Source organism: Kribbella sp. NPDC048837, assembly GCF_055586945.1.
On sequence record NZ_JBVJHF010000009.1, the window covers coordinates 197,833 to 224,449 of the forward strand.

Below are 26,617 nucleotides of genomic sequence, written 5' to 3' on the forward strand. Positions count from 1 at the left end.
AGCGTCGACTGGTCAGGCGGGATCGGTGAACGAGATCGGCTTGCCGGTGGCGCGGGCGTAGGCAATCTCCCTGCTCGTGGACTCGCCGATGTATCCGCCGGGGTTGACGACCAGAACGCGGTCAGCCAGGTCGATCTTGCGCAGGTGGAGGGCGCCCAACGCGGACTTCTGCTCGTTGGTGATGACCTCGTTTGCCTCGTGATCCTCGGCGCGCAAGAAGACGCCTGGCGCGACGACGATGACGCCCGCAAAGGTCAAGTCGCGGTTCGCCGCGCGCATCTCGTCCACGAACCGGGTAGAGCCGCAGATGCACACAATCTCAGGTCGGTCAGGCACAGCTCAGTCCTTCGGATCGAACGGGCAACCGTCAGTGCGCAGGTTGACGTCACCGACAGGAACACGAGCCAACAGCTTACGCAGCGAGACAGGCACGGCCGCCCCGTCGTAGGTGGAAGGGCGGTCATCGGCTCGCATTCATGCGTTCAGCGTGGCGCGGCGGGGTCGATTCCCAGGGCGGTGAATCGGCCGGCCAGGTCATCGACCCAGGCGTGCGGTGTTCGGTGGTCCGGTAGGGGGACGCCGGCTTCGCTGCGCCAAAGTGCGTCGCCGAGGGCCGTGCGTAGGTGCCAGGCCATGACGCGATCGGTTGCGAGTTGGCGACCGGTGAGCTGCCTGTAGTGGTGCATGGTGGCGGTCAGCAACTCGACCCCGGGTCCCGTACCGGGGAAGGTGCGCAGGTCGTACTCGGGCTCCGCGAGGCCGGCGGTTTCGAAGTCGACGACTACGCGGAGGTGCTCGCCGTCCCAGACCTGGTTGCCGCCATGGAGATCGGCGTGTACCAGCACGGTCTCGCGCGGCGTCGCGAGTACGTCGTCCGCCCAGTCACACCACCGCAGGACAGCGCGACGTTGCTCCGGACGAGCCCACTTCGGGAACTGTTCGCGCAACGTATCGGTCGTGGCTGGCTGCAGCGCCGCAGGCTGAAGCTCACCGACGACGGCCTCGACGCGGGTCCGGGTCGCCGAACTGTGCAGCTCGCCCAGGAAGTGGGCGAGCTGGCGACCAACCAGATCCCGGTCGAGCGAGTCGACGACATCGAACAAGGCCTGTCCCGGCACCAGCCTGGTCACCAAGAGCAGCGGATCGGTGCTGCTGGCAACAACCTCCGGCAAGTACGGGATCGCCGGCTCGCGCGCCAGTACGTCCAAGATGGCGAGCTCGTGCGCGAGCCGGAGCGCGGCAGGAGCCGACCACGCATACTTCGCCACGAACCGCTCACCGACGATCGCGGTCGCCGACCACCACAACGGGTCGTCCTCGCCCAGCGATTCGCGAAGCACGATCGGATAGTCGCCCAGCGCGGGCGCGACCTGCTTCAACGCCTCGGCGACCGCCGCGGGCGACCCCTCGTCCAGCCACCTCACGGCCAGACCTTTCTGGCAGGTCCCACCGATGCGACGCATAACCCCGAGACACGATCCAGCAGGTCGCGGGGCGATCTCGCGATCCTCATCAGCGCCGAGGCTACTCGGCTGGCTGCACCCACGGCACACCATTTCTACCGAACGGCGCCCAGGTAACCTCCGGACCGAGCGAGCGGATCGGAGCGATGCTGCCGGGGTTGGTCAGCACGAGACCAGGAGCCGCAGTTGGTCAGGCCTGGCCCGGATCGCCTTCGAACGCGAACAGAGCGGCACCTCCGCCGCGAGACCTCGTGCCGCCTGCGGTACTTGGTGCTCAGGCGGGACGCTTGGCCATAACGACTACGCCTGGGCCGCTGAACTCGTCGGCGGGGAGCCGGAGTTCGGCGACCGTGTCGAGACCGGTCTGCTCGATCAGGTCTACGAGTTGTTCCGGTCGCCACTTGTGGGTGGTCCAGCGAACGGCGACACCGCCGTACGCCTCGGTGCGCAGCGCGTCTTCGTCGCCGACGTGGGTGCCGGTGATGAAGTATCCGCCTGGCTTGAGGGCGCGTGCGAACGAGGCGAGGACCTGGGGAAGGACCTCGCGCGGGAGGTTGAAGAGCGACCACCACCCGAGTAGGCCGCCGAACGACGCATCTTCGAGGACGAGGTCGGTGGCTGAGGCGACGCTGAAGCGGCATTCCGGATGCAGGCGGCGCGCGTTCTCGATCATGCGGGGTGAGAGGTCGACTCCGGACACGTCGAGTCCGCGTTCGGCGAGGTAGGCGGTCACCGTACCGGGTCCGCAGCCGACGTCGAGGACAGGCCCGAGGTCGCCCACGGAGTCGGCGAAGGCATCGATCGACGCCTTGAGCCATGGATGGCGACGGATGTCGCCCATTCCCGTCGTCACCACCATGTCGGCGTAGTTGTCGGCGACCCGGTCATAGGACTCACGGACCACATCGAGATCAGCAGGGCGGTCAATATCCTGTGCGCGCACCCGCCAACAATAGGCCGCCAACCTCACCGAGCCCGGCCCGGGAGGCCGTGTTGCTTGCGCTCGTGCTCGGTGCTGCTTTGCAGGCCTTGGCCATCGCACCCCATGCCACCGTGGACGACCGCCAGCGGAGGCGGTTGAGCGAACAGTCGTCTCCGGAGGTGGTGTGCTCGACGGTTCGTCGTCAGGTGCGGGGACTGCGTTCGCCGGCTGTAGTAGCTCCCATCACATGTGGACGCCGCCACCGAAGGTCAGCCGCGGCCGAAGGCCGTGTCCTTTGCGTTCGTGGTCGGTGCTGCAGTGCGTTCGCCGAGTGCAGCAGTTGTCATTACGTGTGGGCGACGCCACCGAAGGTGGCCATAGGGTACTCGCGGCCGTGGGCCGTGTCCTTCCTACCTGTGGTCGCGCGGCTGCGCTGCGCTCGCGGAGTGCGGTTCTCCGGGACACGGGTGGGCGCGCCGCCGGAGGCGGCCGGAAGGCAGTCGCGGCCGAAGGCCGTGTCCTCTGCGTTCGTGGTCGGGTGTTGCACTGCGTTCGCCGGGTGTAGCACCTCCCGACACGAGTGGGCGACGCCACCGGAGGTGGCCGAAGGTCAGCCGCGGCCGGAGGCCGTGTCCTTCTACTTGGCGTCGTGGAAGACGAGGCCCAAGGTGTGGCGTTGGCCGGTGCGGATCGGGGAGACGCCGTGGCGGACGGGGGAGGCGGACCAGCCTCGGGTTGAGGGGACGGGGCGGTCCCGGGTGGTGAAGAGGAGGCCGTGGCCTTGGGGGATGAGGGTTGCGGTGCCGCGGGACTGGGCTCGGGGGCGTTGTTCGACGAGGAGGAACTCGCCGCCGGTGTGGTCGACGCCGGGGTCGTTGAGGTTGATGACGACCTGCAGGGGGAAGACCTTGTCGCCGTACAGGTCGCGGTGCAGGGCGTTCCAGTTGCCGGGGCCGTAGCGCAGGAGGATCGGGGTCGGGCGGGGCTGGCCGGCGCGGTGGCAGATCTCGAGCCATTCGTCGAGGGTGTCGGGCCACTCCGCCTCCCGGCCGAGTTTGGCGTACCAATCGCGTGCTATCGGCAACAATCGCGGGTAGAGCGCCTGGCGTAGCGCCTCGACGGGTTCGGGGAACGGCCGGTCGAAGTACCGGTACTGGCCCTCGCCGAACCGGTGCCGCGCCATGTCGATCGTGGCCCGGAAGTGCTCGACCTCGTCGTACAGGCCGGCGATCCGCGCCGACTCCGCGGGAGTCAGGAGACGGGGCAGGAGTGCGCAGCCGAGTTGGTTCACCTCGGCGGTCACGGCGTCCCAGTCGGCTTTGTCCACTCGTTGCGCATAGCTGTCCATACCCATGGAACGCGACAGGCCGCCGGCGTGTGAGTCCATCCAGCGAGACGTGGGGCCGGCTGAACGTTGCCCGGGACAACGCCGTACTGATCTCTCATGCGCTCACGGGTGACGCGCATGTGGTCGGGCCGGCGGGTCCCGGGCAGCCGACGCCGGGGTGGTGGGACGGGCTGACCCGCTACCTCGATCCGGCCGACTGGTACGGCGTCGCCGCGAACGTCCTCGGTGGTTGCCAGGGGACCACCGGCCCGGCCGCCGACGCGGCGGACGGGCGGCCGTGGGGGAGCAGGTTCCCGGCGATCACGGTCCGGGACCAGGTCACCGCCGAAGCCGCGCTGACCGATGCCTTGGGCATCGATCGGTGGGCCGCGGTGATCGGCGGGTCGATGGGTGGCATGCGGGCGCTCGAGTGGCCGCTGATGTTCCCCGACCGGGTCGGTACGGCGATCGTCCTCGCGTCCACCGGTTACGCGTCGGCGGACCAGATCGCCTGGTGCGCACCGCAGCTCGCGGCGATCACGGCGGACCCGGACTGGCAGGGCGGCGACTACTACGGCACCGGCCGCTCCCCAGTCGCCGGGCTCGGCATCCCCCGTCGGATCGCGCACGTGACCTACCGATCGGAGTACGAGCTGGCCGCCCGGTTCGGCCGCGACGCGCAGCCCGGCGAGGATCCGGCCGCCGGCGGACGGTACGCCGTCGAGTCGTACCTCGACCACCACGCCGACAAGCTCACCCGCCGCTTCGACCCCGGCTCGTACGTCGTCCTGACGCGCGCGATGAACTCCCACGACATCACCCGCGGCCGCGGTGACCTCGCCACCACGTTGGCCCGGTTGAAGTCCCGCCTCGTGGTCGCCGTCGTCGACTCCGACCGTCTCTACCCGCCGTCGCTGTCCGCCGAACTGGTCGCCGCCTACCCACCGGCCGACGGCGTCCACACGATCACCTCGCCGTACGGCCACGACGGCTTCCTGATCGAGCTCGAGCAAGTGGGCGAGTTGATCGCCAGGTCACTCGCTCGGGTCAGCTCGTCTTGACGACGTCCAAGCGGAAGTTCATGCCCTCGGCCGTCAGGACTTCGAGCTTGGTCGGCTCGACGCCCGGACTGTCGTAGAAGCGGACGCCTTCGCCGAGCAAGACCGGGACGATGTGCAGGACGATCTGGTCGACCAGTCCCGCTTCCAGGGCCAGCCGAGGCACCGCGCCGCCCGTGACGACGACGTTCTTGCCGTCGGCCTCCTTCAAGCCGCGGGCCACGACATCGCGGATGTCCCCGGACACGTAGGTGAACTCGGGGATCGGGTTGGTCGCCGGGTCTTTGTGTGTGTAGATCAGGATCGGCCCGGTCCAGGCACCGCCGTACGGCCGGTTCTCGCCGACGGCCTCCACGAGCCGGCCGCCGCACAGGAACGCGCCCGTGGTCCGGATCACCTCGGCGCCGAGGTCGCTCGGACTGCCTTCGGCGGCGAACATCCAGTCGAGGTGGTCGTCCCGGTCGGCGATGAAGCCGTCGAGGGACATGGTCATGTGCCAGATCACTGTGCCGGTCATGGTCACCACGGTGCCCGCGGAAGATCTATGCGTCTAATGCCAATCAGCGGGTGGAAGCATAGATAGCATCGATGCATGCTTGATCTCGTTCGGCTGCGGGTGCTGGCGGCGGTCGCCGCGCAGGGGTCGGTGACTTCGGCGGCCGAGGCCCTGCACTACACGCAGCCCACCGTCAGTCATCATCTCGCCCGCCTGGAGGCCGAGACCGGCGCGAAGCTGGTCCAGCGCGCCGGGCGGGGCATCCGGCTCACGCCTGAGGGGGAGGTGCTGGCGCGTCGGGCCGTCGAGATCATCGGCCGGGTCGACGCGGCCGACGCCGAGCTCGCCTCGCTGGTCGGTCTGCGGTCCGGCCGGGTCCGGGTCGGTGCGTTCAGCTCGGCGTTGAGCGTCCTGGTGCCGCCGGCCGCCGCCGAACTGCGCCGGGACCATCCGAACCTTGAGCTCGAGCTGGCCGATCTCCATCCGAACGTCGCGACCCGGGCCCTGCGCGAGGGCGAGATCGACCTGGCCATCCTGTTCCGGTACGACGACGACGTCCCGGCCGACGGCCTCCGGTATACCTACCTTCGTGACGACCTGGTGCACCTGCTGAGTCGGCGTACCGGAGAAACTCTCGCCGACCATCGCGACTCGGCGTGGATCGCCGGATGCGTGAACTGTCGGCAAGAGCTGCTCCGGCACTGCGCGGACGCCGGGTTCACCCCGGCCATCGCGTACACCAGCGACGACATCATCGTGAAGCAGGCCTTCGTCGCGGCCGGTCTCGGCGTCACGACCATGCCCGGCCTGGCGCTGCGGTCACATCACCTGGAGGGAGTGCGGACCACCGAGCTGCCGATCCGCCGCCGGATCTATCTCGCCACGTACGGCGAACCTCCGGATCCGCCGGCCACCACCGCGTTCATCGAGGCGCTGCGAGCTTGTGTTGAGAGCGCGGCTGATGGGCACTGGTAGCGCATGCGGGAGCGCATCAAATCGCAGTACAACCGAATCTGGAAGACATCTGTAGGGCTGCTGGCGGTCCTCGGACTGGCGGCCGCGCTGATCTTCATCAGCGTGACGACGAACCTGATCTCCTTCTCGGTCGCCGCCTTCCTGTCTGCATCGATCTGCCTCAGCGTGGGCTTGGTGCGTGAGCAGCCGGCCGCCCAGCTGGTCTACTCCATGGCCCGCTGGGCCGGTCTCGGCGCTCTGACGGTGCTCGCGATCAGCGGGTACGTCGCCGCCGCGGGAGTGGACACGCTCATCCTGCTGGGGCTGATCGTCGCCTCGTCCCCGCCCGTCGTCGCTCACCTCCTGCCGGCCGACGCCGCCGAACCGGCCGATCCCGCGAAACGTGGCGGCCGACGGCGATCGGTCAAGTCGCAGGCCAGCCGGATTCGTCCCGACTCGCCGCAGCTGCCGCCCATCGACATTCCGGTCCGTCCATATCTGTTCGCAGTACGGCAGACTCTGGGTGAACTGACCGACGCGGAGCTCTGTCTGGCCTGGCGGCGCAGTTTCCGCCAGCTGCAGGTGGCGACCAGGCTCGAGCGACGGGTGGTGATGGCCGACGTCCGTCGCGCGTTCCTCGACGAGCTCGAGCGGCGCCGGCCCGAAGCGTTCGCGGCCTGGATCGCGTCCGGCGCCCGGGCCGCCGGCGACCCGGCCAGGTTCTTCATCCCCCGCACCACCTGAATCCGCCAACTCGCGCTGCAGCGGTTCCGCACCCAGATGGTTGCGCTGTTCTGCCTGTCTGCGCTGGGCTGGCGTCCCGGCCGATCCGCCGGCTCATGCGCGGCGTGCACTGAACACTGCGCGCAGATCCGCTCCGATCAGCTCGACCGCGTGCCGCCCGGCGGAGAGGACGGCCGGGAAGTTGAGGAACGCGTGCATCGTCCCGGCGTACTCGACCAGCCGCGACGGTACGCCGTCCTGCGCGAGCCGACCGGCATAGCTACGGGCGTCGTCGCGCAGCGGATCACGCCCGGCCGCGAGGATCAACGCGGGCGGGAGACCGGCGAGAGTGCCGGCCCTGAGTGGCACGGCCGCAGCGGGAAGTTCGCCGTCCGGGAAGTACTGCGCATCGGACCACCGACCCGGCGCGATGCTGAGGAACGTGCCGTCGAACAGCCGGTACGACTCGGTGTCCTGGTCGAGGTCGAGGCTCGGGTAGCAGAGGATCTGGCGGTCCGGCAGCGCCGTACCCGCGTCTCGCGCCAGCAGACAGGCGCCGGTGGCGAGCGCGGCGCCCGCGCTCTGCCCGCCGACCGCGATCCGGCCGTCGCCGTTCACCTCGGCAGCGTGTTCACGCAACCAGTCGAGCGTGTCGTGGACGTCGTGAAGCCCTGCTGGATAAGGGTTCTCGGGTGCGAGGCGATAGTTGAGTGAGACAACGATGACGTTGCCCGCGGCAGCGATCCCGGATGTCGCGGACTCGATGTCGCGGAGGTCGCCGCCGATGAAGCCGCCGCCGTGCAACCACAGCACGATCGGCCGGGGCTCGTGGTTGATGCGGTAGACCCGAGCCTGCAGGGTGCGGCCGGGCAGGTCGATGGCGAGGTCGTCGACGCGGGTGCGGGGGTCACGCTCACCGGCCAGCTCGGGGTCGGGGAGCTCTTCGCGGTCCAGCAGCAGGGCCTGATAGGGGTCCAGGTCCGGTCCCTCCGGCTGGTTCGCGAAGTGTTTCAGGAGGGCGTCGGTCTCGGCCTCGAACTCCGGGCTGTCGACCGTCTCGGTCATCATGCGGTCACCGGCGCGGGCTGGAGGTGGCGGGCCGCGTGGCCGAAGACGACGCCGTCCGGTGGTGTGGAGACGTACTCGGCCAGCGCGCCGATGCCGCCGTCGAACCCGCCGCCGGTGGACGGGTCCGCCCACGACTTCTCGTCGTACTGCTCGATCTCCGCGATGAGCGCCGCGCCGACGCTGTCGAACCGCTGGCGGAGCAGATCGGATGGGATGTGACGGCCGGCCTCGACCCCGCCGACGTTGAGGGCGCGCCCGATCTCGGCGGTCTCCCAGCGCGGGTCGAGGCTCCAGTGCGGACGTCCCGCCTTGGCGTCGCGGAGGACGGCGAGGGTGATCTCGTCCCACATCAGAATGTGCGCGGTCAGGTCGTGCAAGGAGTCGCAGAAGTCGCCGAGCGGCCCGGCGGTCACCCGGTACGGCGCTCGCAGCTCGGCCTCGGTCCGTCCATCGACACGGCTCAACAGAAGCTCCTGGTCGGCCCGGATCAAGCGGGCCGCCTCGACCGGAGAAGTCATCGGTGTACGCATGTCCCGAATCAATCAGCTCCCGCGTCGCAGCCGCGGTGGATTGAAGAATGTCCTCAATCCACCCGGGTCGCGCGGTAGTGCGCCATCTTGGCCCGGGCGCCGCACGCATTCATGGAGCACCAACGGCGGCGGCCGGCCCGGCTCTCGTCGACGAAGAGCAGCGAGCAGTCGTCGGCGGCGCACGTCCGGATCCGGTCCGCGAGGGGTCCGGTCAGCAGATCGACCGCGTCGCGTGCCAGCACGCTGAGGAGGGCAGCCGCGTCGGTCGTCGTGCTCTCGGCGCGGAGGTCGTGGGTCAGGCGCGGACCGGGGACCGGGCGGGCGCTCCACCGGTTCACCAGGTCGACGTCGGCGGCGAGCGTCGTACCCGTGAAGAGGCGGTAGAGGGCTTCGCGGAGAGCGACGGCCTGGGTGAACGTCCGTGCCGAGACCGGCACCGAGTCGTCCGCGACCTTGGCGTCGCGGAACCAGCGGCTCAGGTCGGCCGCGGCCGGGAGCCGCTCGAACGGGGTCTGCCGCCGCTTGCCGAGGGTCGCGGTGAAGTCGACCGACGGCCGGCCGCCGACCCAGGTGAAGCGCGTCGTCATGACCGGTAGTCTATCATCGCTGTTACCAGACAAACCGGTAACCGAGGAGTGGGCTGTGAAGATCGCGATCATCGGCGCGGGGGGCGTGGGCGGGTACTTCGGGGCCCGGCTGGCCGCGGCCGGGCAGGACGTCAGCTTCGTTGCGCGCGGCAAGCACCTGGAGGCGCTGCGGTCCCAGGGGCTGATCGTGCGGAGTCCAGCCGGTGACCTGGAGCTCCCGGTGCGGGCGACCGCCGACCCGGCCGAGCTCGGTGCTGCGGACTACGTGCTCGTCGGAGTGAAGACGTGGCAGCTGCCCGAGGTGATCACCACGATGGCTCCGCTGGTCGGCGCGAGTACGGCGATCGTCACGGTGCAGAACGGCGTCGAGGCGCCGGAACAGGTGGCTGAGGTCTACGGCCGCGCGGCCGTCCTGCCCGGCGCGGCGGAGGTGATCGCGTACGTCGATGGTCCGGGGATCATCCGTCATCTCGGCAACGGCAAGCTGAGCTTCGCCGAGTGGGACAACCAGCCGACGGACCGCACCGAGCGGCTGCGTGAGGCCTTCGTCGATGCGGGTCTGGAAGCGGCTGTCCCGGACGACATCTGGTCGGCGCTGTGGACCAAGTTCCTGTCGGTCGTCCCGAGCGGTGGTCTCGGAGCCGCGAGCGGCGTCGGGTACGGCGTACTCCGCTCGAGGCCCGGAACGCGCCGGCTCCTCACCGAGGCGACCACCGAGATCCGGGACGTGGCCCTCGCCCGAGGGATCGCTCTCGCAGAGGACGTCGTACCGCGGACGCTTGCCTGGATCGACCAGCTGCCCGCCGACGGGACGACCTCACTCCAACGGGACCTGATCGCCGGTCGCCCTTCCGAGCTGGACGCGTGGACCGGCGCGGTGGTCCGCCTTGGTGGCGAGGCAGGTGTCCCGACGCCGGTCAATACGTTCCTTTACGAGCTGGCGGCCGCGCGAGCAGCCGCCAGCTGATCCGTCAGTGGTCGACGCGGGCGCGGAGACGGGTCTCGGTCGAGGTCGCCGTGTCCCGCGGGTAGACGGCCGCGAACAGGACGAACAGGGTGACGCCGTAGATCGCGACGCCGATCGGCAGGGCGCTGGTCATGCTCAGGCCGATCATCACCAGGGACCAGATGCCGGCGCCCAGTGGCGCGTACCGACGCCAGCCGTCCCACTGGCCGGAGCGCAGGACCGCCACGCCGGCGACGAGCAGCCCGATCGCGGTGAGCGCGACCCCGAGTCCGAAGATCGCGCCGACGACCTGCGGGCCGGTGTCGTCCAGACGCTGGTCGGCGATCGGGATCGACGCGAACTCGGCGAGGAACAGCACGAGCGTGCCCGCGGTCGCGAGCATCGCTCCGATCCGGCCGGCCCGGTTGCTGCCCATGGCGGCGACGACGGCGAGCATGCCGACCAGGACGAGGAGATGGAACACGGCGTACAGGATCGAGACCGGGACGAAGGCGTCGGCGGTCAACGGGTAGCTCCACATCTCGTCGGACACGTCGGACGTGGGCTTGATCAGCGCGGCGACGGCGACGGCGGACAATGTCGTCAGGACGGCTCCCACCAGGCCGAGGACGGCAAACTTGCGGTTCATGATTCCCACCTTTCGAAGACTGCTTCGAAGCTAGGTTTCGGCGGTGGCCCGGCGCATCGGCGCCAGTACGCCCTTTGACGCGCGGATCCGCGTAAGTACCAGCACTGTTGGCGGGACCGCCGGGCGCTGCCACGATGAGGGCGTGGGTGGCCGTCGGCCGGTACCGGCCTTGCTGTTCGGAGCGACCGTACTCGCGGTGATCGCCGCGGTCGCCCTGTCGTGGCGGCTGGAGCCCGTCTACGACACGCTTCTCTACGGCCTGTTCAACCTCGCGTCCGTCGGCGCGGGCGCGCTGATCATCCGGCGCCGGCCGGAGAACGCGATCGGCTGGCTGTTCTGCGGATTCGGACTGCTCAACGCCGTCGCCGCGGACCTGGCCCAGGGATGGGGACTCCGGGCCGCCGCCGAAGGCTGGGCCGGGGGCCCGGCCGCGGAGGTGATCGCCACCGTCAGCTGGTTGCCCAGCGGCTACGGCTGGACGCTCACGTTCCTGCTCTTCCCGACCGGCCATCTCCCCGGTCCGCGATGGCGGCCGTTGCCGTGGATCGGCGCGATCGGCCTGGTGATCAGCATGGTCGCCTGGGCGCTGAGACCGGATCGCGGTGGTGACTTCAGCAGCGGCCGCAACCCGCTGGCGGTGGAGTCGCTGCCGACCGGCGTCCTCGTCGCGATCGGGATGACGCTCTTCCTCGGCGCGCTGATCGGTGCCGTCGGCTCGCTCGCCCTCCGCTTCCATCGGTCGACCGGACTGGAGCGGCAGCAGCTCAAGTGGTTCGTGCTCGCCGCGGCCATCGCAGCTGTAGCCCTGCCGACGAGTTTCTTCCTCTGGTACGTCACGCCGGCGGCCGGTGTCATCGCCGCGCTCGCACTCTCCGCACTGCCGCTGGCTGCCGGGGCCGCGATCCTGCGCTACCGGCTGTACGACATCGACCTCTTCATCAGCCGGACCGTCGCGTACGCGAGCCTCACCGTCTTGCTGATCTTCGCGTACGCCGCCATGACTGTTGCCGTCGGCGCCTTTCTGGGCCGGGGCTCGGCCTGGACCGCGGCCGTGGCGACGCTGGTCTGCGCCGTACTCTTCCGTCCCCTGCGCGGACGGATCCAGGACACCGTCGACCGCCGCTTCAACCGGGCGCGGTACGACGCTCTGCACCGGATGGCCGGCTTCCTCGACGACGTCCGTGCCGGTCGCCGCCCACCCGAGGACGTCCAGACCGTCCTCCGCGAGATCCTCGGCGATCCCGGTCTCGACCTGCTCGTCTTCCTCCCGGAGAGCCGTCGGTACGTCGACCTGGCCGGCCGGACTCGCGCCGACACCGACGGCCGGCACCGGATCGCGATCGAGCGCGGCGACCAGCCGATCGGCGTGGTCCTGCACGACCGGATCGGAGAGATCGGACCCGACCTGCTGCGGAAGGTGGTCGAGGACGGTGGACTCGCGGTCGAGATCGCTCGGCTGCGCGCCGAGCTCAACGTCCAGCTGGTTGAGGTCAAGGCGTCCCGCGCACGCATCGTCGCCGCCGGGCACGCCGAACGCCGCCGGATCGAGCGCGATCTGCACGACGGCGCGCAGCAGCGGCTGGTGTCCATCGGCCTCGCGCTGCGACACGCGCAGCACCAACTCGGCTCGGCGTCGCCGGTGGCCGTGCGGGCCACTCTGGACGGCGCGATCGACGAGGCGACGGTGGCGATCGGCGAGCTCCGCGAACTGGCGCACGGGTTGCCGCCCGCGCAGCTGGATGCCGGTCTCGCACCGGCCTGTCAGGAACTCGCGCGCCGCGCTCCGCTGCCCGTGTCCGTGCACATGCCCGATCAGCGTTTCGACACCGGCGTCGAGGCCGCGGCGTACTTCATTTGTTGTGAAGGGCTGACGAATGCGGTCAAGCACGCCGGGGCGACGCGGGTCGATCTGATCGCCGTCCACGACCGCGAGCGGCTCGTGGTGCGGGTGGTGGACGACGGGGTGGGCGGTGCCGTCGCCCGTCGCGGCACCGGGCTGACCGGGCTCGCCGATCGGGTCGCGGCGCTCGGCGGTACCTTCCACGTCCAGAGCCGGCCAGGCGCCGGTACGACGCTCGTCGCGGAGCTGCCATGCGGATCGTGATCGCCGAGGACCAGGTGCTGCTGCGGGAAGGGCTGAAGATGCTCTTCGTCGACGGTGGCCACGAGGTGGTGGCGAGCCTCGGCGACGCGGACGGGCTGCTCGACGCGGTCACGGCGTACCGTCCGGATCTGGTGGTGGCGGACATCCGGATGCCGCCGGACTTCGGGGACGAGGGTGCTCGGGCGGCTCGAGCGGTGAAGAGTGCGCATCCGGAGATCGGCGTACTGCTGTTGTCTCAGCACGTCGAGGCACAGCATGTGGTCGAGCTCGTGTCGCTCGGTGGGTTCGGGTATCTGCTGAAGGATCGCGTGCTCGACGTGAGGGAGTTCCTCGCCGCGGCCGAGCGGGTCGCGCGGGGTGGGTCGGCGCTGGATCCACAGGTGGTGGCCGGTCTGGTCGCCCGGCGCGGGGCGGGCGATCCGTTGTCGGCGCTGACGGAGCGGGAGCGGGACGTGCTCGAGCTGATGGCGGAGGGCCTGACGAACGGCGGGATCGCCAAGCGGCTGTTCCTCAGTGAGCGGACCGTCGAGGCGCACGTGCGGCACCTGTTCACCAAGCTGTCCCTGCCCGAGACCGAGGACGGCCACCGGCGGGTACTCGCCGTACTTGCTTGTTTGAGCGCGTCGGCTACTCCAGGCCGAGGTCGGTGAGGACGTCGGTGACCGCGCGACGCCGTGCTCAGACGGCAGCGCGGCGCCGGCGTCGTACCTGATCGATCACGATCAGCACGACCCCGATCGCAGCCGGGACGAAGAAGGACCCGAGCGTGCGCACGAGCGGTCCGACGAACATGTCCGCGGACTGCCGCTGCCCGACGAAGTAGCGCGTGTTCTCGTCGGTGCACACCACTTGCACGGTCTGCGCCGGCACTCGCTCCACCGAGTGCGCCACCACGTAGTAGAGATCGCCCGCGTCATCCCACTGCTCGTGCCGCGCCGGCACCTCCAACGCAATCTCGTTGCCACCCGCATCTTTCGCCGTACAACTCTGCGCCGCGTCCCGGTCCGTCGAGAAGATCGTCAACCCCACCCGCTCCAACACCACCGGCCGCCCATCCACCGCCACCGGCGACCCCGGCATGCCCCGCAGCAACTGCAGCATGAAGAACCCACTCACCACCAACCCCACCGCCACAATCCCCGCCCCAACAATCGTCAGAACGGGCTTCTTTACGGACTGCCTGTGCGTCATCAGTCGTCCGCCAGGCGTTGGAGGAGGGTGATGAGGGTGGATTGTTCGGTGGGGGTGAGGCGGGTGATGACGGCGGCCATGGCTTCGCGGCGGTTCTCGCGGAGGGTGGTGAGGATCTGGGTGCCGGCCGGGGTGAGGGTGACGAGGGTGGCGCGGCGGTCGTCGGGGTCGGGTTGGCGGGCGAGGAGGCCGGCGGACTCGAGGTCGTCGACGACCGAGGTGGCTGAGCGGGGGACGATGCCGAGTTGGGCGGCGAGTTCGCTCAGGCGCAGCGGGCGCTCGGCCCGGTCGAGGGTGCGGAGTACGCGGAACTGACCGTGGGTGACGGTGTCGCCCAGCCCCTCCCTGGACGCACGGCGCTGCCGACGGACGATCCCGTCGAGCAGAGCCGCAATCTGTTCCGCGGCGTCATCCGGAGCATGCACGAGCCGAGCCTAGTGGTTGAGGATCTTGTGAGGTTAGCTCATAGTGAGGTAAGCTCAGTATATCTGGTTCCCGACTGAAAGGGTCTGCATGTCACAGATCTCCGGACTTCCGGGCGGGGGAGGCGGCGGTGGGCGCGCGATGCGGTCGCTGCTGAAGGACTCCTCCGTTCGTCATCACAAGCTCTCCGCGGGCACCCTGCGTCGCATCGCCGGCTTCGCCCGTCCGTACCGCGGCTATCTGGCCGCCTTCCTCGTTCTCGTTGCCCTCGACGCCGGCACCGGCGCCGTCACCCCCTTGCTCTTCCGCGCGATCATCGACCGCGGCATCGTCCCGGGCGATGCCGAGGTCGTCGTGTGGCTGGCCCTCGTCATCGGGCTGCTCGCGGTCGTCAACAGCGCGGTGACCCTGGCCGAGCGCTGGTTCTCCGCGCGGATCGGCGAGGGGCTCGTCTACGACCTGCGCACCGCCGTGTTCGACCACGTGCAGCAGATGCCGGTCGCGTTCTTCAGCCGGACCCAGACCGGCGCGCTGATCCAGCGCCTGAACGGCGACGTCCTCGGCGCCCAGCAGGCCTTCACCTCGACGCTGTCGAACGTCGTCAGCAACCTGCTCAGCGTCGCCCTCGTCCTCGGCGCGATGTTCGTGATGTCCTGGCAGATCACCCTGCTCGCCCTCGTGGTCCTGCCGCTGTTCGTCATCCCGGCCCGGCTGATGGCCGGAAAGTTGCGTGAGGCCACCGCCGAGACGTACAAGCTGAACGCGACGATGGCCCAGACGATGACCGAGCGCTTCAACGTCGCCGGCGCCGTCCTGGCCAAGGTGTTCGGCCGGACGCAGGACTCGTCGCGGGAGTTCGCCGGCAAGGCCGCCCGGGTCCGCGACATCGGCGTCACCACCGCGATGTACGCGAGCATCTTCCGCGTCTCCCTCACCCTCGTCGCCGCTCTCGCGGTCGCCCTGGTGTACGGCGTCGGCGGCGTCTTCGCGGTCGCCGGAACGCTCGGAATCGGTACGGTCGTGGCCCTGACGGCGTACCTGAACCGCCTGTACGGCCCACTCACCGCACTGTCCAACATCCAGGTCGACGTGATGACCACGCTGGTCAGCTTCGAGCGCGTGCTCGAGGTGCTCGACCTCCCGCCGATGGTTGCCGACAGCAAGGACGCCAAGGAGTTGCCGGCCACGGCCGAGCCGTCGATCGAGTTCGACCACGTGTCCTTCCACTACCCGTCCGCCGAGGAGGTGTCGCTCGCCTCGCTCGAGTCGGTCGCGACCCTGTCGGCGGAGACCGGCGAGGAGGTCCTCAAGGACGTCAGCTTCACCGTCGAGCCCGGGCAGATGGTCGCCGTCGTCGGCCCGTCCGGTGCCGGCAAGACGACGCTCTCGTCGCTGGTCTCCCGGATGTACGACGTAACCGGCGGCGCTGTCCTGGTCGGCGGCCACGACGTCCGCGAGGTCACCCAGCGCTCACTGCGCGACGTGATCGGCGTGGTCACGCAGGACTCGCACATGTACCACGACACGATCCGCGCCAACCTGCTGCTCGCCAACCCGCAAGCGACCGACGCGCAACTGCACGAGGCACTCCGAGCCGCGCAGATCGCCACCCTGGTCGGCAGCCTGCCCGATGGTCTCGAGACCGTCGTCGGCGACCGCGGCTACCGGTTATCCGGTGGTGAACGTCAGCGGCTGGCCATCGCGCGGTTGCTGCTCAAGTCGCCGTCGATCGTGATCCTCGACGAGGCCACCGCTCACCTGGACTCCGAGTCCGAGGCTGCCGTCCAGGCCGCCATCGCCAACGCCCTCGTCGGCCGGACCTCACTGGTGATCGCGCACCGGCTGTCCACCGTCCGCAACGCCGACGTCATCCTCGTCCTCGACGACGGCCGCATCCGCGAACGCGGCACCCACGACGAACTCCTCGCCAACGGCGGCCTGTACGCCGACCTCTACGCCACCCAGTTCGAGAAGGCGGCCTAGGCCAGACATGGCCTAAGCGGGAGACCGGAGCCGGCGGCGCGTACTGGGAGCGCTCGCCGGGCTCGCCAGACCGAGGGCCCCGAGGAACTGTTCCAACGTGAACGCCGCCATGCCGAGAGCCACCGGGTTGCCGGCGACACGCGAGGCCTCGACCGTCAGGCCCGGGAGTGACCCGGGCAGGACGTGCTCGGGGAGCTCGGCGGTGACGGCGGGGATCAGCCACTTGCCCAGCGCGACTGTGGTCCAGCCCGTCAGGGTGATGTGGGCGACGTTCAGCAAGTTCACCAGATCACCGAGCCCCGCCGCGAGGTAGTGCGACGTACGGCGGGCGAGCTCCACCAGAGCCGGGTCGTCGCCGGCCAGGCCGGCCGCGACCGCCTCGACGAACCCGCGCTGCTGGGGCTGCTGGAGCGCGGGGTGATCCGGGTCGATCTCCGCCAGCGTGGTCTGCAACCCGTGCACCCCGAGATACGCCTCGACACAGCCGAGCCGCCCACACCGGCACTGGCGGCCGTCGAGCTGCAGCAGCGTGTGTCCCCACTCGCCCGCGTTGTTCGCCGCTCCGCGCAGCAACGAGCCGTCGATCGCGATCCCGGCGCCGACGCCGGTCCCGAGGTTGACCACGGCCATGCTCTTCGTCACCCGGCCGACGCCGAACCACATCTCCGACAGCGCGACCGCCTTCAGCGGGTTGTCGACGTACACCGGCATGCCGAGGCGTTCCTCGAGCAGGGCCTCGATCTTGACGTCGTGCCAGTCCCAGTTCGGCGCGAAGACCGAGACGCCGGCGTCCGGGCGGACCTGGCCGGGCATGCTGACCCCGGCGCCGATGATCCGGCCGCGGTCGGTGCCGCTGGCCTTCACCGCCGCGTCGATCGCGCCGACGATGCCGTCGACGACGTACGCCTGGCCGTTCTGGTGCTCGTCGAGGGCGACCTGGCTCTGGCCGAGCTGGCCCAGGGTGACGTCGTACACGGTCGCGTCGACGTAGGTCTCGGCCACGTCGATGCCGAGGATGCGGCCGCGGTCGGGATCGATCGTGAGTCGCTCGTACGGGCGGCCGACGGTGTTCTGCTCTACGGTCGCGATCCGCAGCACGCCCTCGGCCAGGAACTGGGTCACCAGCGTCGCGACCGTCGCCGTACTCAGGCCGGTGTGCTTGGCGATCTCCTGCCGGGTCGACGGCCCGAGGGTGAAGAGTGCGTGCAGCACCTCGAACCGGCTCTCGTTGCGCAGGTCACGGGATGTCTGCCGCGGCACTCTGTCCCCCTTCTAGGTCGACTCCAGGCGTAGCGTACGTAGCTCCGGAGTGCCCGGACCGTCGACGCCCCGCACCAGCAGCGTCAGTCCGGACCAGCCCGGCGGGATCCACAGTACGTCGGGATCTCCACCGGAAAAGGCCGGTCGGTCACCGAGCCACACCCTCCCCACACACTCTCCGGACGCCCAGCCCGTGACGCGCAGCTGGGTCCCCTCCGGCCGGAGTACGAGACCATTCTCCAACGTTGGAAGCTCCACGTCGAGCCAGGCCTCCCCACCCGGTTCCAGGGTCAGCGGAAGCTCGATCGCAGGGCCTGGCGCATCCTGTCCGGCGAAGGCCGTCAGCAGCTCGTCGTCCTGTACGGCGCACGCCCATTCGAGCACCGGCTCCAGTGCGAGCAGCTCGGCCCGGATGCCGCCACCGCTCGGGTTGTGGGGAACCGTCACCGAGACCTGCTTGGTGCCCGCGGGCAACAGCGCCCATGGATTCTCGGCGTGCACGGTGAGCGGCTCGCCGTCGTCCACGGTCACCGTGACCGGCTCGCGGACACCGTTCAGCTGCAGTGCCGCCGGAGTGTCCGTGTCGACACGGCGCGTGTACGTGATCGGCGTACCGACGCGGGTGCTGCTCCAGCCGGTGAGGGTGCGCAGCGGCGCCGGGTCGCCCGCCCAGTGGCCGTCGACCGTCCACAGTGCGGAGATGTCCCGGGCCTCGACGATCGTCCACACCGTGCCGAGGCCGCGGAGGGCGCCGAGGCGGAGGGCGGGCAGCCGGGAGTCGTCGAAGTTCGCGTGTCCCCAGATCTCCACGGTCGCCCGGATCTCGCCGCTGAGCCCACGGGTGTCGATCCGCTGGGTGGCGCCGAATCCGGCCAGCGTTCGGACCCGTCCGCCGATCGACAGGTCGACGATGTCCGCCGCACCCACGAGCAGCAGCTCGTCGGTGAGCTCGGCGGTGGCCGTGTAGACGCCACGCCCGCGGTAGACGCCGAGCGACTCCAAGGTCGGCGGAAGCTCATGCGTACCGGCCGGCTTCGACGGAGCTGTCGACGTACGTCGTCGCACGGCCCCGTGCTGCACCTCGGAGGTCTCCGGCATCGGCACGCCCGGCCTCGGCTCGACGGTGACCGCGACGCCTTCGACGACCAGCGACGATCCGACCGCGATCTCCACCGAGGTGTTGCCGATGACAACAGTCACTGGAACAGACGAACAGAACACCAGACCGTCATCGGACAACTCCACCAGATCGGCCGAAGCCAGCGTCAGCGTCGTGTCCCGCAGCGGCAGATCGAGCAGCATCAGCGGACACGAGTCGGCAGCGACCGCCACCGACACCCCGTTGACGACAGCCCGCCCGTTGTCAGCACCCAAGTGAGGTACGGCGACCAGCCGCCCACCACCGTCCAACTCCAGCACGGAAGGCGACGAGCTGGTGGGGAAGTCGGCAACCACCTCCACCGCCGCACCAGGTGACGCCAGAGCCAACCGCGATCCCAGCGCCTCGAGGACCCGCGCGAGCACCTGCGCCTCGGCGTACTCAGGCCGCTCCACGCCCGTCGACGAGACGTACCCGTTGAAGTCGTAGCCGTGGCTCATGAAATTGCCCGGCGTACCCCAGTTCCCACTCGACGGCGTGTAGCCGAAGTTCCACCCCGACGACTGCAGGTACGGCGCGAGCAGCGACGCACCGCTCGCGAGCAGCCGGCGCAGCGTCCGGTGCCGCCGGTTCGTCTCGGTGATCAGCAGCGGCAGCCCGCGATCCGCGAGCAGCGCCGCATACCGCCGTACTTCCTCTTCGATAGCAGGCGAATCGTCGTCCGGATAGAAGTTGCACGCCGGTACGACGCCCTCGACGTCGCCGGTGGCACCGAACAGATCTCCTTGCCCGGCGCAAGCGATCAGCGGTACGCCGATGCCGTGAGCAACCGCCTGGTCACGCAAGGCGGTCAGGTACCCGGGCCGGTCCGCGCAGTCGAAGAAGTCCAGCTCGTTCTCCAGCTGGACCATGATCACCGAGCCGCCCGCACCGTGCTGACGCGCCGCGAGCAGCGGCAGGACCTGGTCGAACCAGGCCGTCACCGCGGCCAGGAAGCGCGGCTCGTTCTGCCGGACCCGCAACGACGGGTCCACACCGAGCCAGGCCGGCAGCGCGCCGCCGTCCCACTCGGAGCAGATGTACGGACCGGGCCGGGCGATGACGTGCAACCCGGCCTCGGCCGCGAGGTCCAGGAACGCCGCCACGTCACGCCGGCCCTCGAACGACCACCGGCCGGGGGAGAGCTCGTGGAAGTTCCACGGCAGGTACACGTCCACGCAGGTGTAGCCGGACGCCCGGACCTGCTCGAGCCGCGCGCGCCACTGCTCCCGGGGCAACCGGAAGTAGAACAGTGACGCGCACAGCACGACCGCCGGCCGACCGTCGACGACGACGCCTTGGCTGTTCAAAGAAACCGAGCTCACTTGACTCCCGCACTCCCGCCGCTGATGTCCATCTCGTACAGATACCGCTGACCCAGGTAGTAGACCAGGATCATCGGCAAGGTGAGCACGATCGATCCGACCATCACCAGGTTCCACGGCGGTGCCTGCAGGGCGGCCGACGTACTGGTGATGTACTGCACGCCGAGGGCGAGCGGCATCTTGGTCTCGTCGTTCAGGTAGATCAACGGGCCCATGAAATCACCCCAGGTCGCGGTCAGGGTGAAGATGCCGATCGCGATCAGCACCGGTGCGAGCATCGGCAGCATGATCCGGCGGTAGATCCCGAAGAAGCCGAGCCCGTCCACCATCGCGGCCTCGTCGATCTCGCTCGGCAGCCGGGACACGAACTGCCGGACCAGGAAGACGTTGAACGCGTTGGAGAAGAAGTTCGGCACGATCAGCGGCAGGTAGGTGTTCACCCAGCCGAGCTCCTTGAACAGGATGAACTGCGGGATCATCGTGATCTGCGCCGGGATCATCATCGTCGCGATCACGATGATGAAGAGCGCGTTCTTGCCCGGGGCGCGCAGCCGTGCGAACGCGTATCCGACCAGCCCGCTGGACAGCACCTGGCCGATCACCGCGCCGGCCGAGATGATCATCGAGTTCAGCAGGAACCGCTGCATCGGCAGCTCGGTGCTGAACACCCGGGTGAAGTTGTCCCAGCCGAACTCGTGCGGAAAGATCGTGAAGGTGTTCGCGTTGACGGTCTGATCGCTGGACAGCGCGATCGACACCACGAACACCAACGGCACGCACAGCACCGCGGAGACGACGATCAGCGTCGCATAGGTGAACGGCGTCGCCCGGAACACGCCGACGACCCGGTCCTTGCTCGTGGCCGGTTCCCGCGCCGGCACGCCGGCGGACACAGCGGTGGCCATCACTTCACCTCGGTTTCGTAGAACACCCAGCGCCGGGCGGTGCGGAAGGCGAGCAGGGTGAACCCCAGGATCACCGCGAACAGCAGCCATGAGACCGCGGACGCGTAGCCCAGGTGGTAGAAGGAGAACGCCTCGTCGAACAGCAGCGGCACCATCATCTGACTGGCGTTGTTCGGCCCGCCCTTGGTCAGGATGTAGACCTGGGAGAACACCTGGAACGCGCCGATCAGCCCCATCACCAGGTTGAAGAAGATGATCGGGGTGAGCTGCGGGACGGTGATGCTCCAGAACTGCCGGACCGGTCCGGCACCGTCCACCTCGGCCGCCTCGTACAGCTCCCGCGGGATCCCTTTCATTGCCGCGAGCAACAGTACGGTCGCACCGCCGGCACCCCACACCGACAGCAGGATCAGGGCCGGCTTGACCCAGCCCGCGTCCAGCAACCACGACGGGCCGGGGATCCCGAACCAGCCGAGGACGTCGTTCAGCGGTCCGGACGGCGCGAGCACCATCTTGAAGATCATCGCGGTCGCGACCAGCGGGACCAGGGTCGGCAGGTAGATCAGGGTCCGGAACACCTTGCGGGCGCGAACCTGCTTGTTCAGCAGGTTCGCCAGCCACAGGCCGATCCCGAGCCCGAGCGGGACCGAGATCGCGGCGTAGTAGAACGTGTTCCACAACGCCTTCCAGAACACCGGGTCCTCGGTGAGCAGCCGGGTGTAGTTGTCCAGCCCGACCCACTTCGGTGCCGTGAACGAGTCCCAGTCGGTCAGCGAGATCCAGACCGACGCGAGCATCGGGCCGAGCAGGAACACGACGAACCCGATGATCCACGGCGACGCGAACAGGTAGAACCACAGCGCCTCACGGCGGCGCAGCCCCGACATCAGCCCGGCTTGACGATCGACTCGAGCCGCTTCTGGATCGCGGTCAGCGCGGTCCGGGCGTCCTGCTTGCCCAGCCAGAAGTCCGCCAGCCCGTCGTCGAACGCCTTCTGCATCTCGTTCCAGGCGGGGATGAACGGCGCCCGGTAGATGAAGTCGCTGGACTCGCCGAACACGTTCATGTTCACCGGCTTGGTCATCCAGGCCGGCTTCAGGAACGCGTCGCTCTTCTGCACCTCCAGGCTGGCCGGCACGTCCTGGCCCGTCGCGATGATCTGCTGCTGCGCCTCCGGCGAGGTGAGGAAGTCGATCGCCTTGAACGCCGCCTCGGGGTTCTTCGCGGTCCGGGAGATGGCCAGGCCGCTGCCGAACGCGGTCACGGCCTGCTGCTTGCCCTGCCACAGCGGCGCGATATCCCATTCGATCTTGGACTTGGTCAGACCACTGATCCCCCAGAAGCCGGTGGTGTTGACCGCGACCTTGCCGTTCGCGAACGCCTGGTCCCCGCCGACGTCCGCGCCCATGTCGGCGTACTGCTTCTGGGTCGGTACGACGCCGTGCTTGAAGATCAGGTCCCCGGTCCACTGCAGCGCGTCGATCACCTCGTCGGTGGCGACCGCGGGCTTGCCGCTGTCGTCGATGATCTTGCCGCCGTTCTGGTAGACGAAGCTCCACCACTGCGCCCACCAGCCGCCGCCCGCGTATCCCCACTGCTTGCCGGGGACGGTCAGCTCCTTGAACGCGCCGAGCGCGTCGTCCCAGGTCCAGTCCGCGGTCGGCGCCTTGATGCCCTTGGCCGCGAACAGCGCCTTGTTGTAGAAGACGATCATGGCGCCGGACCGGTCCGGGATCGCGTAGACCTTGTCCTGGTAGGAGTAGAGCTTGCCGATCGCGCCGAACCGCTTCTCCAGGTTCATCCCGGCCTTGCTCGCCAGGTCGTCGAGCGGCTGGACCTGGTTCTTGCTGGAGTAGACGTTGACGCTCTCCGCGACCTGCATGATGTCCGGGCCCTTGCCGCCGGCAATCATCGTCTGGACCTTCTGGGCGTACCCGTCGTTCGGGATCAGCTGCAGCGTGATCTTCAGCTCCGGGTACTTCGTGACCAGCAGGTCGATCCGCTTCTGGTACGTCGTCTTGTCGTTCTCCCCGCCCCACACCGTCATCACCAGGTTGGCGGCGGTGGCGTTGTTCCCCGATGCCGAGCCCTTGTCGTTGTCCGATCCACAGGCCGTCAGCGTGATGACGCCGGCCGCCAGTCCCATCCCGAGAAGTCCCCGCCGGGAGAACCCAGTTCCCATCGCACACCTCTTCCGCGCAGCCCCGTCGATTAGAGTGGCGGTTAAACTAACCATTGGAATAATCGCTGACAAGACCTCGTCGTGCGGGTGTCCAAACCGTGACCCCGCTCGCTACCGGGTCTTCACGCGATGAGGTCCGGACCGGTGCAGGTCCGCCGGGGCGGGCTCAGGTGAGGTCGCGGATGTGCAGGACGCTGCCGTTGTCGAGCTTGCGGTCCAGCAGCGACCAGATGGTCCGGGCGACGTCCTCCGGCTTGGCCAGCAGGCCTTTGGCGTCCATCTCGCGGAAGCGCTCGGACTCCGGGACCTGGTCGTCGCTGCACGCGCGCAACTCGGCCTGCATGTCGGTGTCGACCGCGCCGGGGGACACCGAGATCACCCGGCAGCCCGGATCGCGCCGGTTCTGTTCCAGGGCCGCTGTGCGGACCCACTGATCGATCGCGGCCTTGCCGGCGCAGTAGCTCGATTCGCCTTCGTGCGGTCGAGCCGCGGCACCCGACGACATCATGATCAGGTGCTGCTCGCAGTCCCGCCCCGAGACCGCGCGGAGGAACGCGTGACCGAGCACCTGGGCGGCGGCCGAGTTGAGCAGCACGTTGCGGGTGTACTGCTCGGTGTCGACCCGGTCGACCGGTCCCAGTGGAGTGAGCGTGCCGGCGTTGTGGACGAAGATCACCATGTCCGCGGGGGCCTCGTCCATCCGTTGCCTGAAGTCCTTCTCGACCACGGGCCACGAGGCCGGGTCCGCGAGATCGACCATGACGTGGTGGGCTCCCGGCGTACCACCGCGGCGGGAGATGTCCACCAGCTCCGCCTCGAACGGAATGGTCGCCGCCAGCGCCGCGCCGAGTCCGGCCGAGGCGCCAGAGATCCAGACCAGAATTCGCCCCAACCCGATCACCGCGTCCACCTGCCCGAAGGCAGGCCGAACTCGAGCATCATGCAGTTCCCCCCTGCAGCCCCAACTGTCCCCGTGCGTCAGCAGCCTACGTCGCGAACCCGCCAGATCGAACCCCTGTCGGCGTTTCTGACAACCAGCGACCACTCAGTTGCCATCAGCATCTGGATGGCTGGCAAACGCTTGATCTGGCCGCGAGTTCACAGCGAATTCTCAGCCAGGCAAGGCGGAACCCATTCAGCGGACCGGAGAAACGTGTCGCGCGCCCGGACCGGACACTTGTGTCTGACGGGCCAGGGCAGTCCGAGGAACCCTCTTTCCGATCAGCGCTGGTACGACGGTCACTGGGCGGCTGCTAGGTCGTCCCGCTGCACCGCGTGACTGCACTCTCGCTCAACCACCTACGCCGACTGCCGGGCGCGGGTGGTTGCCTGAGGCAAGTTACAGGCGGAACAGGGTGCCGTAGTTCGTGGGTCTGGCTGTGGTTCCGGCGGCGTTGAGGAGGGCCCAGAGGAGGGAGGAGTTCGCTGTGAGGACCGGGCGCTGGAGCTGTTCCTCGAGCGCGGCGATGACGCCGACCGAGCGGAAGCCGTTGCCGCCGATGAAGACTGCCTCGGCCCGGTCCGGGGTGTGCTCGACGACCCAGCCGAACAGCTCGGCCGGGTTGATGCTGCGCTGGTTGCTCGGCAGGTCGCACGGTCCGTGCCGGACGACGTCCAGGCCTTGGGAGCCGAAGTACTCGGCGCCGAGCCGGTCCAGCTCGACATCGAACCACGGTGGATCGACCAGAGTCATCCGCTGTACGTTCAGCGCCTGCAGTCCGGTGACCGCGGCGGCGCAGGGGGTGACGACGGGGATCCCGGCGGTCCGCTGCATCAGCCGCTCGGCGACCCTGCGTTCCCCGTCGGCACCGATCACGTACGACGAACTCGTGAACCCGATCCCCAGAGCGGCGATCGGCGCGGTCGCGAGCAGCGCGGCGGCCTCGTCGATGGCCGGTGGTTCGACGAACGCCCGTACCGGAGCCAACGGGATCGTCGGGTCCATCACCCCGCCGGTCGTGATCGCCCCGAACGGGACGCGCGCCGCATGCACGCGGATACCTTCCGGAGCCATCGCCTGCAGCTCCGACTCGGGGCCGACGTCACCGTGGGGCGTGAGTACGCCGATCCGGGTCCGCACATCCCAGCCATCTGGTTGCCACATGCCCCCTCCTCTCCCCACTCCCGAGTGTGCGCTGGAAAACAGTTCGACGGGAGGGCGTGGGGCGTCGGTAGCATCGCGGGATGGACTCGACCGGGTGGAACTGGAGATGGGATCCGAGCCTGTACGCCGGGAGCGCGGAGCATTACGCGGTCGGGCGGATGGCCTACCCGGCGGCGTTGGCGGACGCAGTCCGCGACGCACTCGGTCTGGACGGTCGCGGACGGTTGCTCGATGTGGGGTGTGGTCCGGGTTCGCTGACGCTGTTGCTCGCGCCGCTGGTCGAGGAAGCGGTCGGGGTGGACGCGGACGGCGACATGCTCGTCACCGCCGCGGCGCGGGCGAACCAGGCCGGGCTGACGAACACGGCCTGGCGACAGCTGCGGGCCGAGGAGTTGCCGGCCGATCTCGGGAGCTTCCGGGTGGTCACGTTCGCGCAGTCGTTCCACTGGATGGATCAGCCGCTCGTCGCCGATCGGGTGCGCGGCATGCTGACACCGGACGGCGCTTGGGTGCACGTCGGCGCCACCACGCATCGCGGCGTCGAAGGCACGGACACGCTCCCGCATCCCCGGCCGCCGTGGGACGACATCGACAAGCTCGTCGCCCGCTACCTCGGCCCGGTCCGCCGCGCCGGTCAGGGCACACTGCCCACCGGCACCCGCCCGGGCGAAGAGGAGGTCATGCGCGCCGCCGGCTACAGCGGCCCGACCCGCGTCGTCGTCGGCGGCAACGAGATCGAGGACCGCACGATCGACGATGTCACCGCGTCGGTGTTCTCCCTCTCCAGCTCGACCCCACACCTCTTCGGCGCCGATCTCCCCACCTTCGAGTCCGACCTCCGCACCCTCCTGACCACAACCGCCGACCACGGCCGCTTCTCCGAACGCCGCCGCGAAATCGAAGCAGTCATCTGGCGTTAGCCCGAGTGGCGTGACCGATCTGCAGATCTCCGACTGCAACGGCTCCGACGCTCGGAGGTGGAGCGGGCCGGTGTAGTGGACCGCGAGCGGCCGCGGGGAGCCCGCGGCCGGTCGGGGGTTACTCGATGTCGTCGTTCTGGCCGTCGAGGTTGTCCAGTTGGTCCTTGGCGAAGTCGGTGCCCTGGTCGATCTTGTCGCCGTACTGGCCGCCGGTCTTCTCGTCGGCGAACTCGGCTGCCTTGTCGAGACCTTCGCCCACCTTGTCGCCGTGCTCGTCGATCGCCTCGGTGGCCTTGTCCTTGAGGTTGTCGAACATGCCCATCGTCTTTCCCCGTTCTGTCGATGGTTGCTGTGCGCTA

The 26,617-nt window shown here is 69.2% G+C and carries 27 protein-coding genes; 8 read left to right on the top strand and 19 right to left on the bottom strand.

From position 1 onward, the window contains the following. Nucleotides 1-12: 12 nt before the first annotated feature. The 4 genes from ACZ6O0_RS35635 to ACZ6O0_RS35650 form a co-directional block, all read right to left on the bottom strand. Complete coding sequence (locus ACZ6O0_RS35635) at nt 13-279, bottom strand: hypothetical protein (protein ID WP_465769737.1); 267 nt, start codon at nt 277-279, stop codon at nt 13-15. A gap of 203 nt (nt 280-482) precedes the next feature. After that, the gene (locus ACZ6O0_RS35640) at nt 483-1,424 is read right to left on the bottom strand and encodes a phosphotransferase family protein (RefSeq protein ID WP_465769448.1); all 942 of its coding nucleotides are present in this window, start codon (nt 1,422-1,424) and stop codon (nt 483-485) included. A gap of 313 nt (nt 1,425-1,737) precedes the next feature. Continuing rightward, nucleotides 1,738-2,406: a class I SAM-dependent methyltransferase gene (locus ACZ6O0_RS35645; RefSeq protein WP_465769449.1), complete on the bottom strand. Its 669-nt coding sequence runs from the start codon at nt 2,404-2,406 to the stop codon at nt 1,738-1,740. Nucleotides 2,407-3,022: 616 nt separating this feature from the next. Beyond that, entirely contained in the window at nt 3,023-3,733 is a 711-nt protein-coding gene (locus ACZ6O0_RS35650; protein WP_465769450.1) for a 2OG-Fe(II) oxygenase, read from the bottom strand. Between the two features lie 29 nt (nt 3,734-3,762). Between ACZ6O0_RS35650 and metX the strand changes: the two genes are divergently transcribed. Further along, entirely contained in the window at nt 3,763-4,773 is a 1,011-nt protein-coding gene (gene metX / locus ACZ6O0_RS35655) for a homoserine O-acetyltransferase MetX (protein WP_465769451.1), read from the top strand. Here the strand turns inward: metX and ACZ6O0_RS35660 are convergent. Then, nucleotides 4,760-5,287: a dihydrofolate reductase family protein gene (locus ACZ6O0_RS35660; RefSeq protein WP_465769452.1), complete on the bottom strand. Its 528-nt coding sequence runs from the start codon at nt 5,285-5,287 to the stop codon at nt 4,760-4,762. The two genes, metX and ACZ6O0_RS35660, sit on opposite strands and share 14 nt — an antisense overlap. Before the next feature lie 75 nt (nt 5,288-5,362). Here ACZ6O0_RS35660 and ACZ6O0_RS35665 point away from each other — a divergent pair, with 75 nt between their 5' ends. Further along, entirely contained in the window at nt 5,363-6,241 is an 879-nt protein-coding gene (locus tag ACZ6O0_RS35665; protein ID WP_465769453.1) for a LysR family transcriptional regulator, read from the top strand. A 3-nt stretch (nt 6,242-6,244) separates the two neighbouring features. Then, nucleotides 6,245-6,964 carry a hypothetical protein gene (locus tag ACZ6O0_RS35670; RefSeq protein ID WP_465769454.1) on the top strand — a complete coding sequence of 240 codons (720 nt, stop codon included), beginning with the start codon at nt 6,245-6,247 and terminating at the stop codon, nt 6,962-6,964. A 93-nt stretch (nt 6,965-7,057) separates the two neighbouring features. Here the strand turns inward: ACZ6O0_RS35670 and ACZ6O0_RS35675 are convergent, their stop codons facing one another. From ACZ6O0_RS35675 to ACZ6O0_RS35685, 3 genes are read right to left on the bottom strand one after another with little or no spacing between them, the layout of a single operon-like run. Further along, nucleotides 7,058-8,011, bottom strand: coding sequence for an alpha/beta hydrolase (locus tag ACZ6O0_RS35675; protein ID WP_465769455.1), 954 nt, complete (start codon nt 8,009-8,011; stop codon nt 7,058-7,060). After that, entirely contained in the window at nt 8,008-8,541 is a 534-nt protein-coding gene (locus tag ACZ6O0_RS35680) for a hypothetical protein (protein WP_465769456.1), read from the bottom strand. Before ACZ6O0_RS35680 ends, ACZ6O0_RS35675 begins: the two co-directional genes overlap by 4 nt. A 53-nt stretch (nt 8,542-8,594) precedes the next feature. Further along, the gene (locus ACZ6O0_RS35685) at nt 8,595-9,128 is read right to left on the bottom strand and encodes a CGNR zinc finger domain-containing protein (protein ID WP_465769457.1); all 534 of its coding nucleotides are present in this window, start codon (nt 9,126-9,128) and stop codon (nt 8,595-8,597) included. A gap of 55 nt (nt 9,129-9,183) precedes the next feature. Here ACZ6O0_RS35685 and ACZ6O0_RS35690 point away from each other — a divergent pair, with 55 nt between their 5' ends. Next, nucleotides 9,184-10,095: a 2-dehydropantoate 2-reductase gene (locus tag ACZ6O0_RS35690; protein WP_465769458.1), complete on the top strand. Its 912-nt coding sequence runs from the start codon at nt 9,184-9,186 to the stop codon at nt 10,093-10,095. Nucleotides 10,096-10,099: 4 nt separating this feature from the next. Here the strand turns inward: ACZ6O0_RS35690 and ACZ6O0_RS35695 are convergent, their stop codons facing one another. Next, nucleotides 10,100-10,723 (bottom strand): hypothetical protein, encoded by a 624-nt coding sequence (locus tag ACZ6O0_RS35695; RefSeq protein ID WP_465769459.1) that lies wholly within the window; start codon nt 10,721-10,723, stop codon nt 10,100-10,102. Nucleotides 10,724-10,865: 142 nt separating this feature from the next. On the opposite strand from ACZ6O0_RS35695, the gene ACZ6O0_RS35700 reads away from it, so the two are divergent. Beyond that, nucleotides 10,866-12,827, top strand: coding sequence for a sensor histidine kinase (locus tag ACZ6O0_RS35700; RefSeq protein ID WP_465769460.1), 1,962 nt, complete (start codon nt 10,866-10,868; stop codon nt 12,825-12,827). Continuing rightward, entirely contained in the window at nt 12,815-13,477 is a 663-nt protein-coding gene (locus tag ACZ6O0_RS35705; RefSeq protein ID WP_465769461.1) for a LuxR C-terminal-related transcriptional regulator, read from the top strand. The genes ACZ6O0_RS35700 and ACZ6O0_RS35705 overlap by 13 nt, the downstream gene beginning before the upstream one ends. A 28-nt stretch (nt 13,478-13,505) precedes the next feature. On the opposite strand, the gene ACZ6O0_RS35710 is transcribed toward ACZ6O0_RS35705, so the two are convergent. Beyond that, the gene (locus ACZ6O0_RS35710) at nt 13,506-13,955 is read right to left on the bottom strand and encodes a hypothetical protein (protein WP_465769462.1); all 450 of its coding nucleotides are present in this window, start codon (nt 13,953-13,955) and stop codon (nt 13,506-13,508) included. A 62-nt stretch (nt 13,956-14,017) separates the two neighbouring features. Then, a complete protein-coding gene (locus ACZ6O0_RS35715; RefSeq protein ID WP_465769463.1) occupies nt 14,018-14,443 on the bottom strand; it encodes a MarR family winged helix-turn-helix transcriptional regulator in 426 nt (141 codons plus the stop codon). A gap of 139 nt (nt 14,444-14,582) precedes the next feature. Between ACZ6O0_RS35715 and ACZ6O0_RS35720 the strand changes: the two genes are divergently transcribed. Further along, on the top strand, nt 14,583-16,424 hold the full coding sequence (locus ACZ6O0_RS35720; RefSeq protein WP_465769464.1) for an ABC transporter ATP-binding protein: 1,842 nt from the start codon (nt 14,583-14,585) through the stop codon (nt 16,422-16,424). A 12-nt stretch (nt 16,425-16,436) separates the two neighbouring features. Here the strand turns inward: ACZ6O0_RS35720 and ACZ6O0_RS35725 are convergent, their stop codons facing one another. The 7 genes from ACZ6O0_RS35725 to ACZ6O0_RS35755 form a co-directional block, all read right to left on the bottom strand. Continuing rightward, complete coding sequence (locus ACZ6O0_RS35725) at nt 16,437-17,684, bottom strand: ROK family protein (protein ID WP_465769465.1); 1,248 nt, start codon at nt 17,682-17,684, stop codon at nt 16,437-16,439. A gap of 12 nt (nt 17,685-17,696) precedes the next feature. Further along, a complete protein-coding gene (locus tag ACZ6O0_RS35730) occupies nt 17,697-20,147 on the bottom strand; it encodes a beta-galactosidase (protein WP_465769466.1) in 2,451 nt (816 codons plus the stop codon). Continuing rightward, nucleotides 20,144-21,052, bottom strand: a complete 909-nt coding sequence (locus ACZ6O0_RS35735; protein ID WP_465769467.1) for a carbohydrate ABC transporter permease — start codon at nt 21,050-21,052, stop codon at nt 20,144-20,146. The genes ACZ6O0_RS35730 and ACZ6O0_RS35735 overlap by 4 nt, the downstream gene beginning before the upstream one ends. Continuing rightward, entirely contained in the window at nt 21,052-21,939 is an 888-nt protein-coding gene (locus tag ACZ6O0_RS35740; protein ID WP_465769468.1) for a carbohydrate ABC transporter permease, read from the bottom strand. The genes ACZ6O0_RS35735 and ACZ6O0_RS35740 overlap by 1 nt, the downstream gene beginning before the upstream one ends. Next, nucleotides 21,939-23,234 (bottom strand): ABC transporter substrate-binding protein, encoded by a 1,296-nt coding sequence (locus ACZ6O0_RS35745; protein WP_465769469.1) that lies wholly within the window; start codon nt 23,232-23,234, stop codon nt 21,939-21,941. Before ACZ6O0_RS35745 ends, ACZ6O0_RS35740 begins: the two co-directional genes overlap by 1 nt. Before the next feature lie 166 nt (nt 23,235-23,400). Further along, on the bottom strand, nt 23,401-24,135 hold the full coding sequence (locus tag ACZ6O0_RS35750) for an SDR family NAD(P)-dependent oxidoreductase (protein WP_465769470.1): 735 nt from the start codon (nt 24,133-24,135) through the stop codon (nt 23,401-23,403). Nucleotides 24,136-24,573: 438 nt separating this feature from the next. Continuing rightward, entirely contained in the window at nt 24,574-25,338 is a 765-nt protein-coding gene (locus ACZ6O0_RS35755) for a maleate cis-trans isomerase family protein (protein WP_465769471.1), read from the bottom strand. Between the two features lie 80 nt (nt 25,339-25,418). On the opposite strand from ACZ6O0_RS35755, the gene ACZ6O0_RS35760 reads away from it, so the two are divergent. Further along, entirely contained in the window at nt 25,419-26,258 is an 840-nt protein-coding gene (locus ACZ6O0_RS35760; protein WP_465769472.1) for a class I SAM-dependent methyltransferase, read from the top strand. Between the two features lie 118 nt (nt 26,259-26,376). Here the strand turns inward: ACZ6O0_RS35760 and ACZ6O0_RS35765 are convergent, their stop codons facing one another. Then, nucleotides 26,377-26,580, bottom strand: a complete 204-nt coding sequence (locus ACZ6O0_RS35765; RefSeq protein ID WP_465769473.1) for an antitoxin — start codon at nt 26,578-26,580, stop codon at nt 26,377-26,379. Between the last annotated feature and the right edge of the window lie 37 nt (nt 26,581-26,617).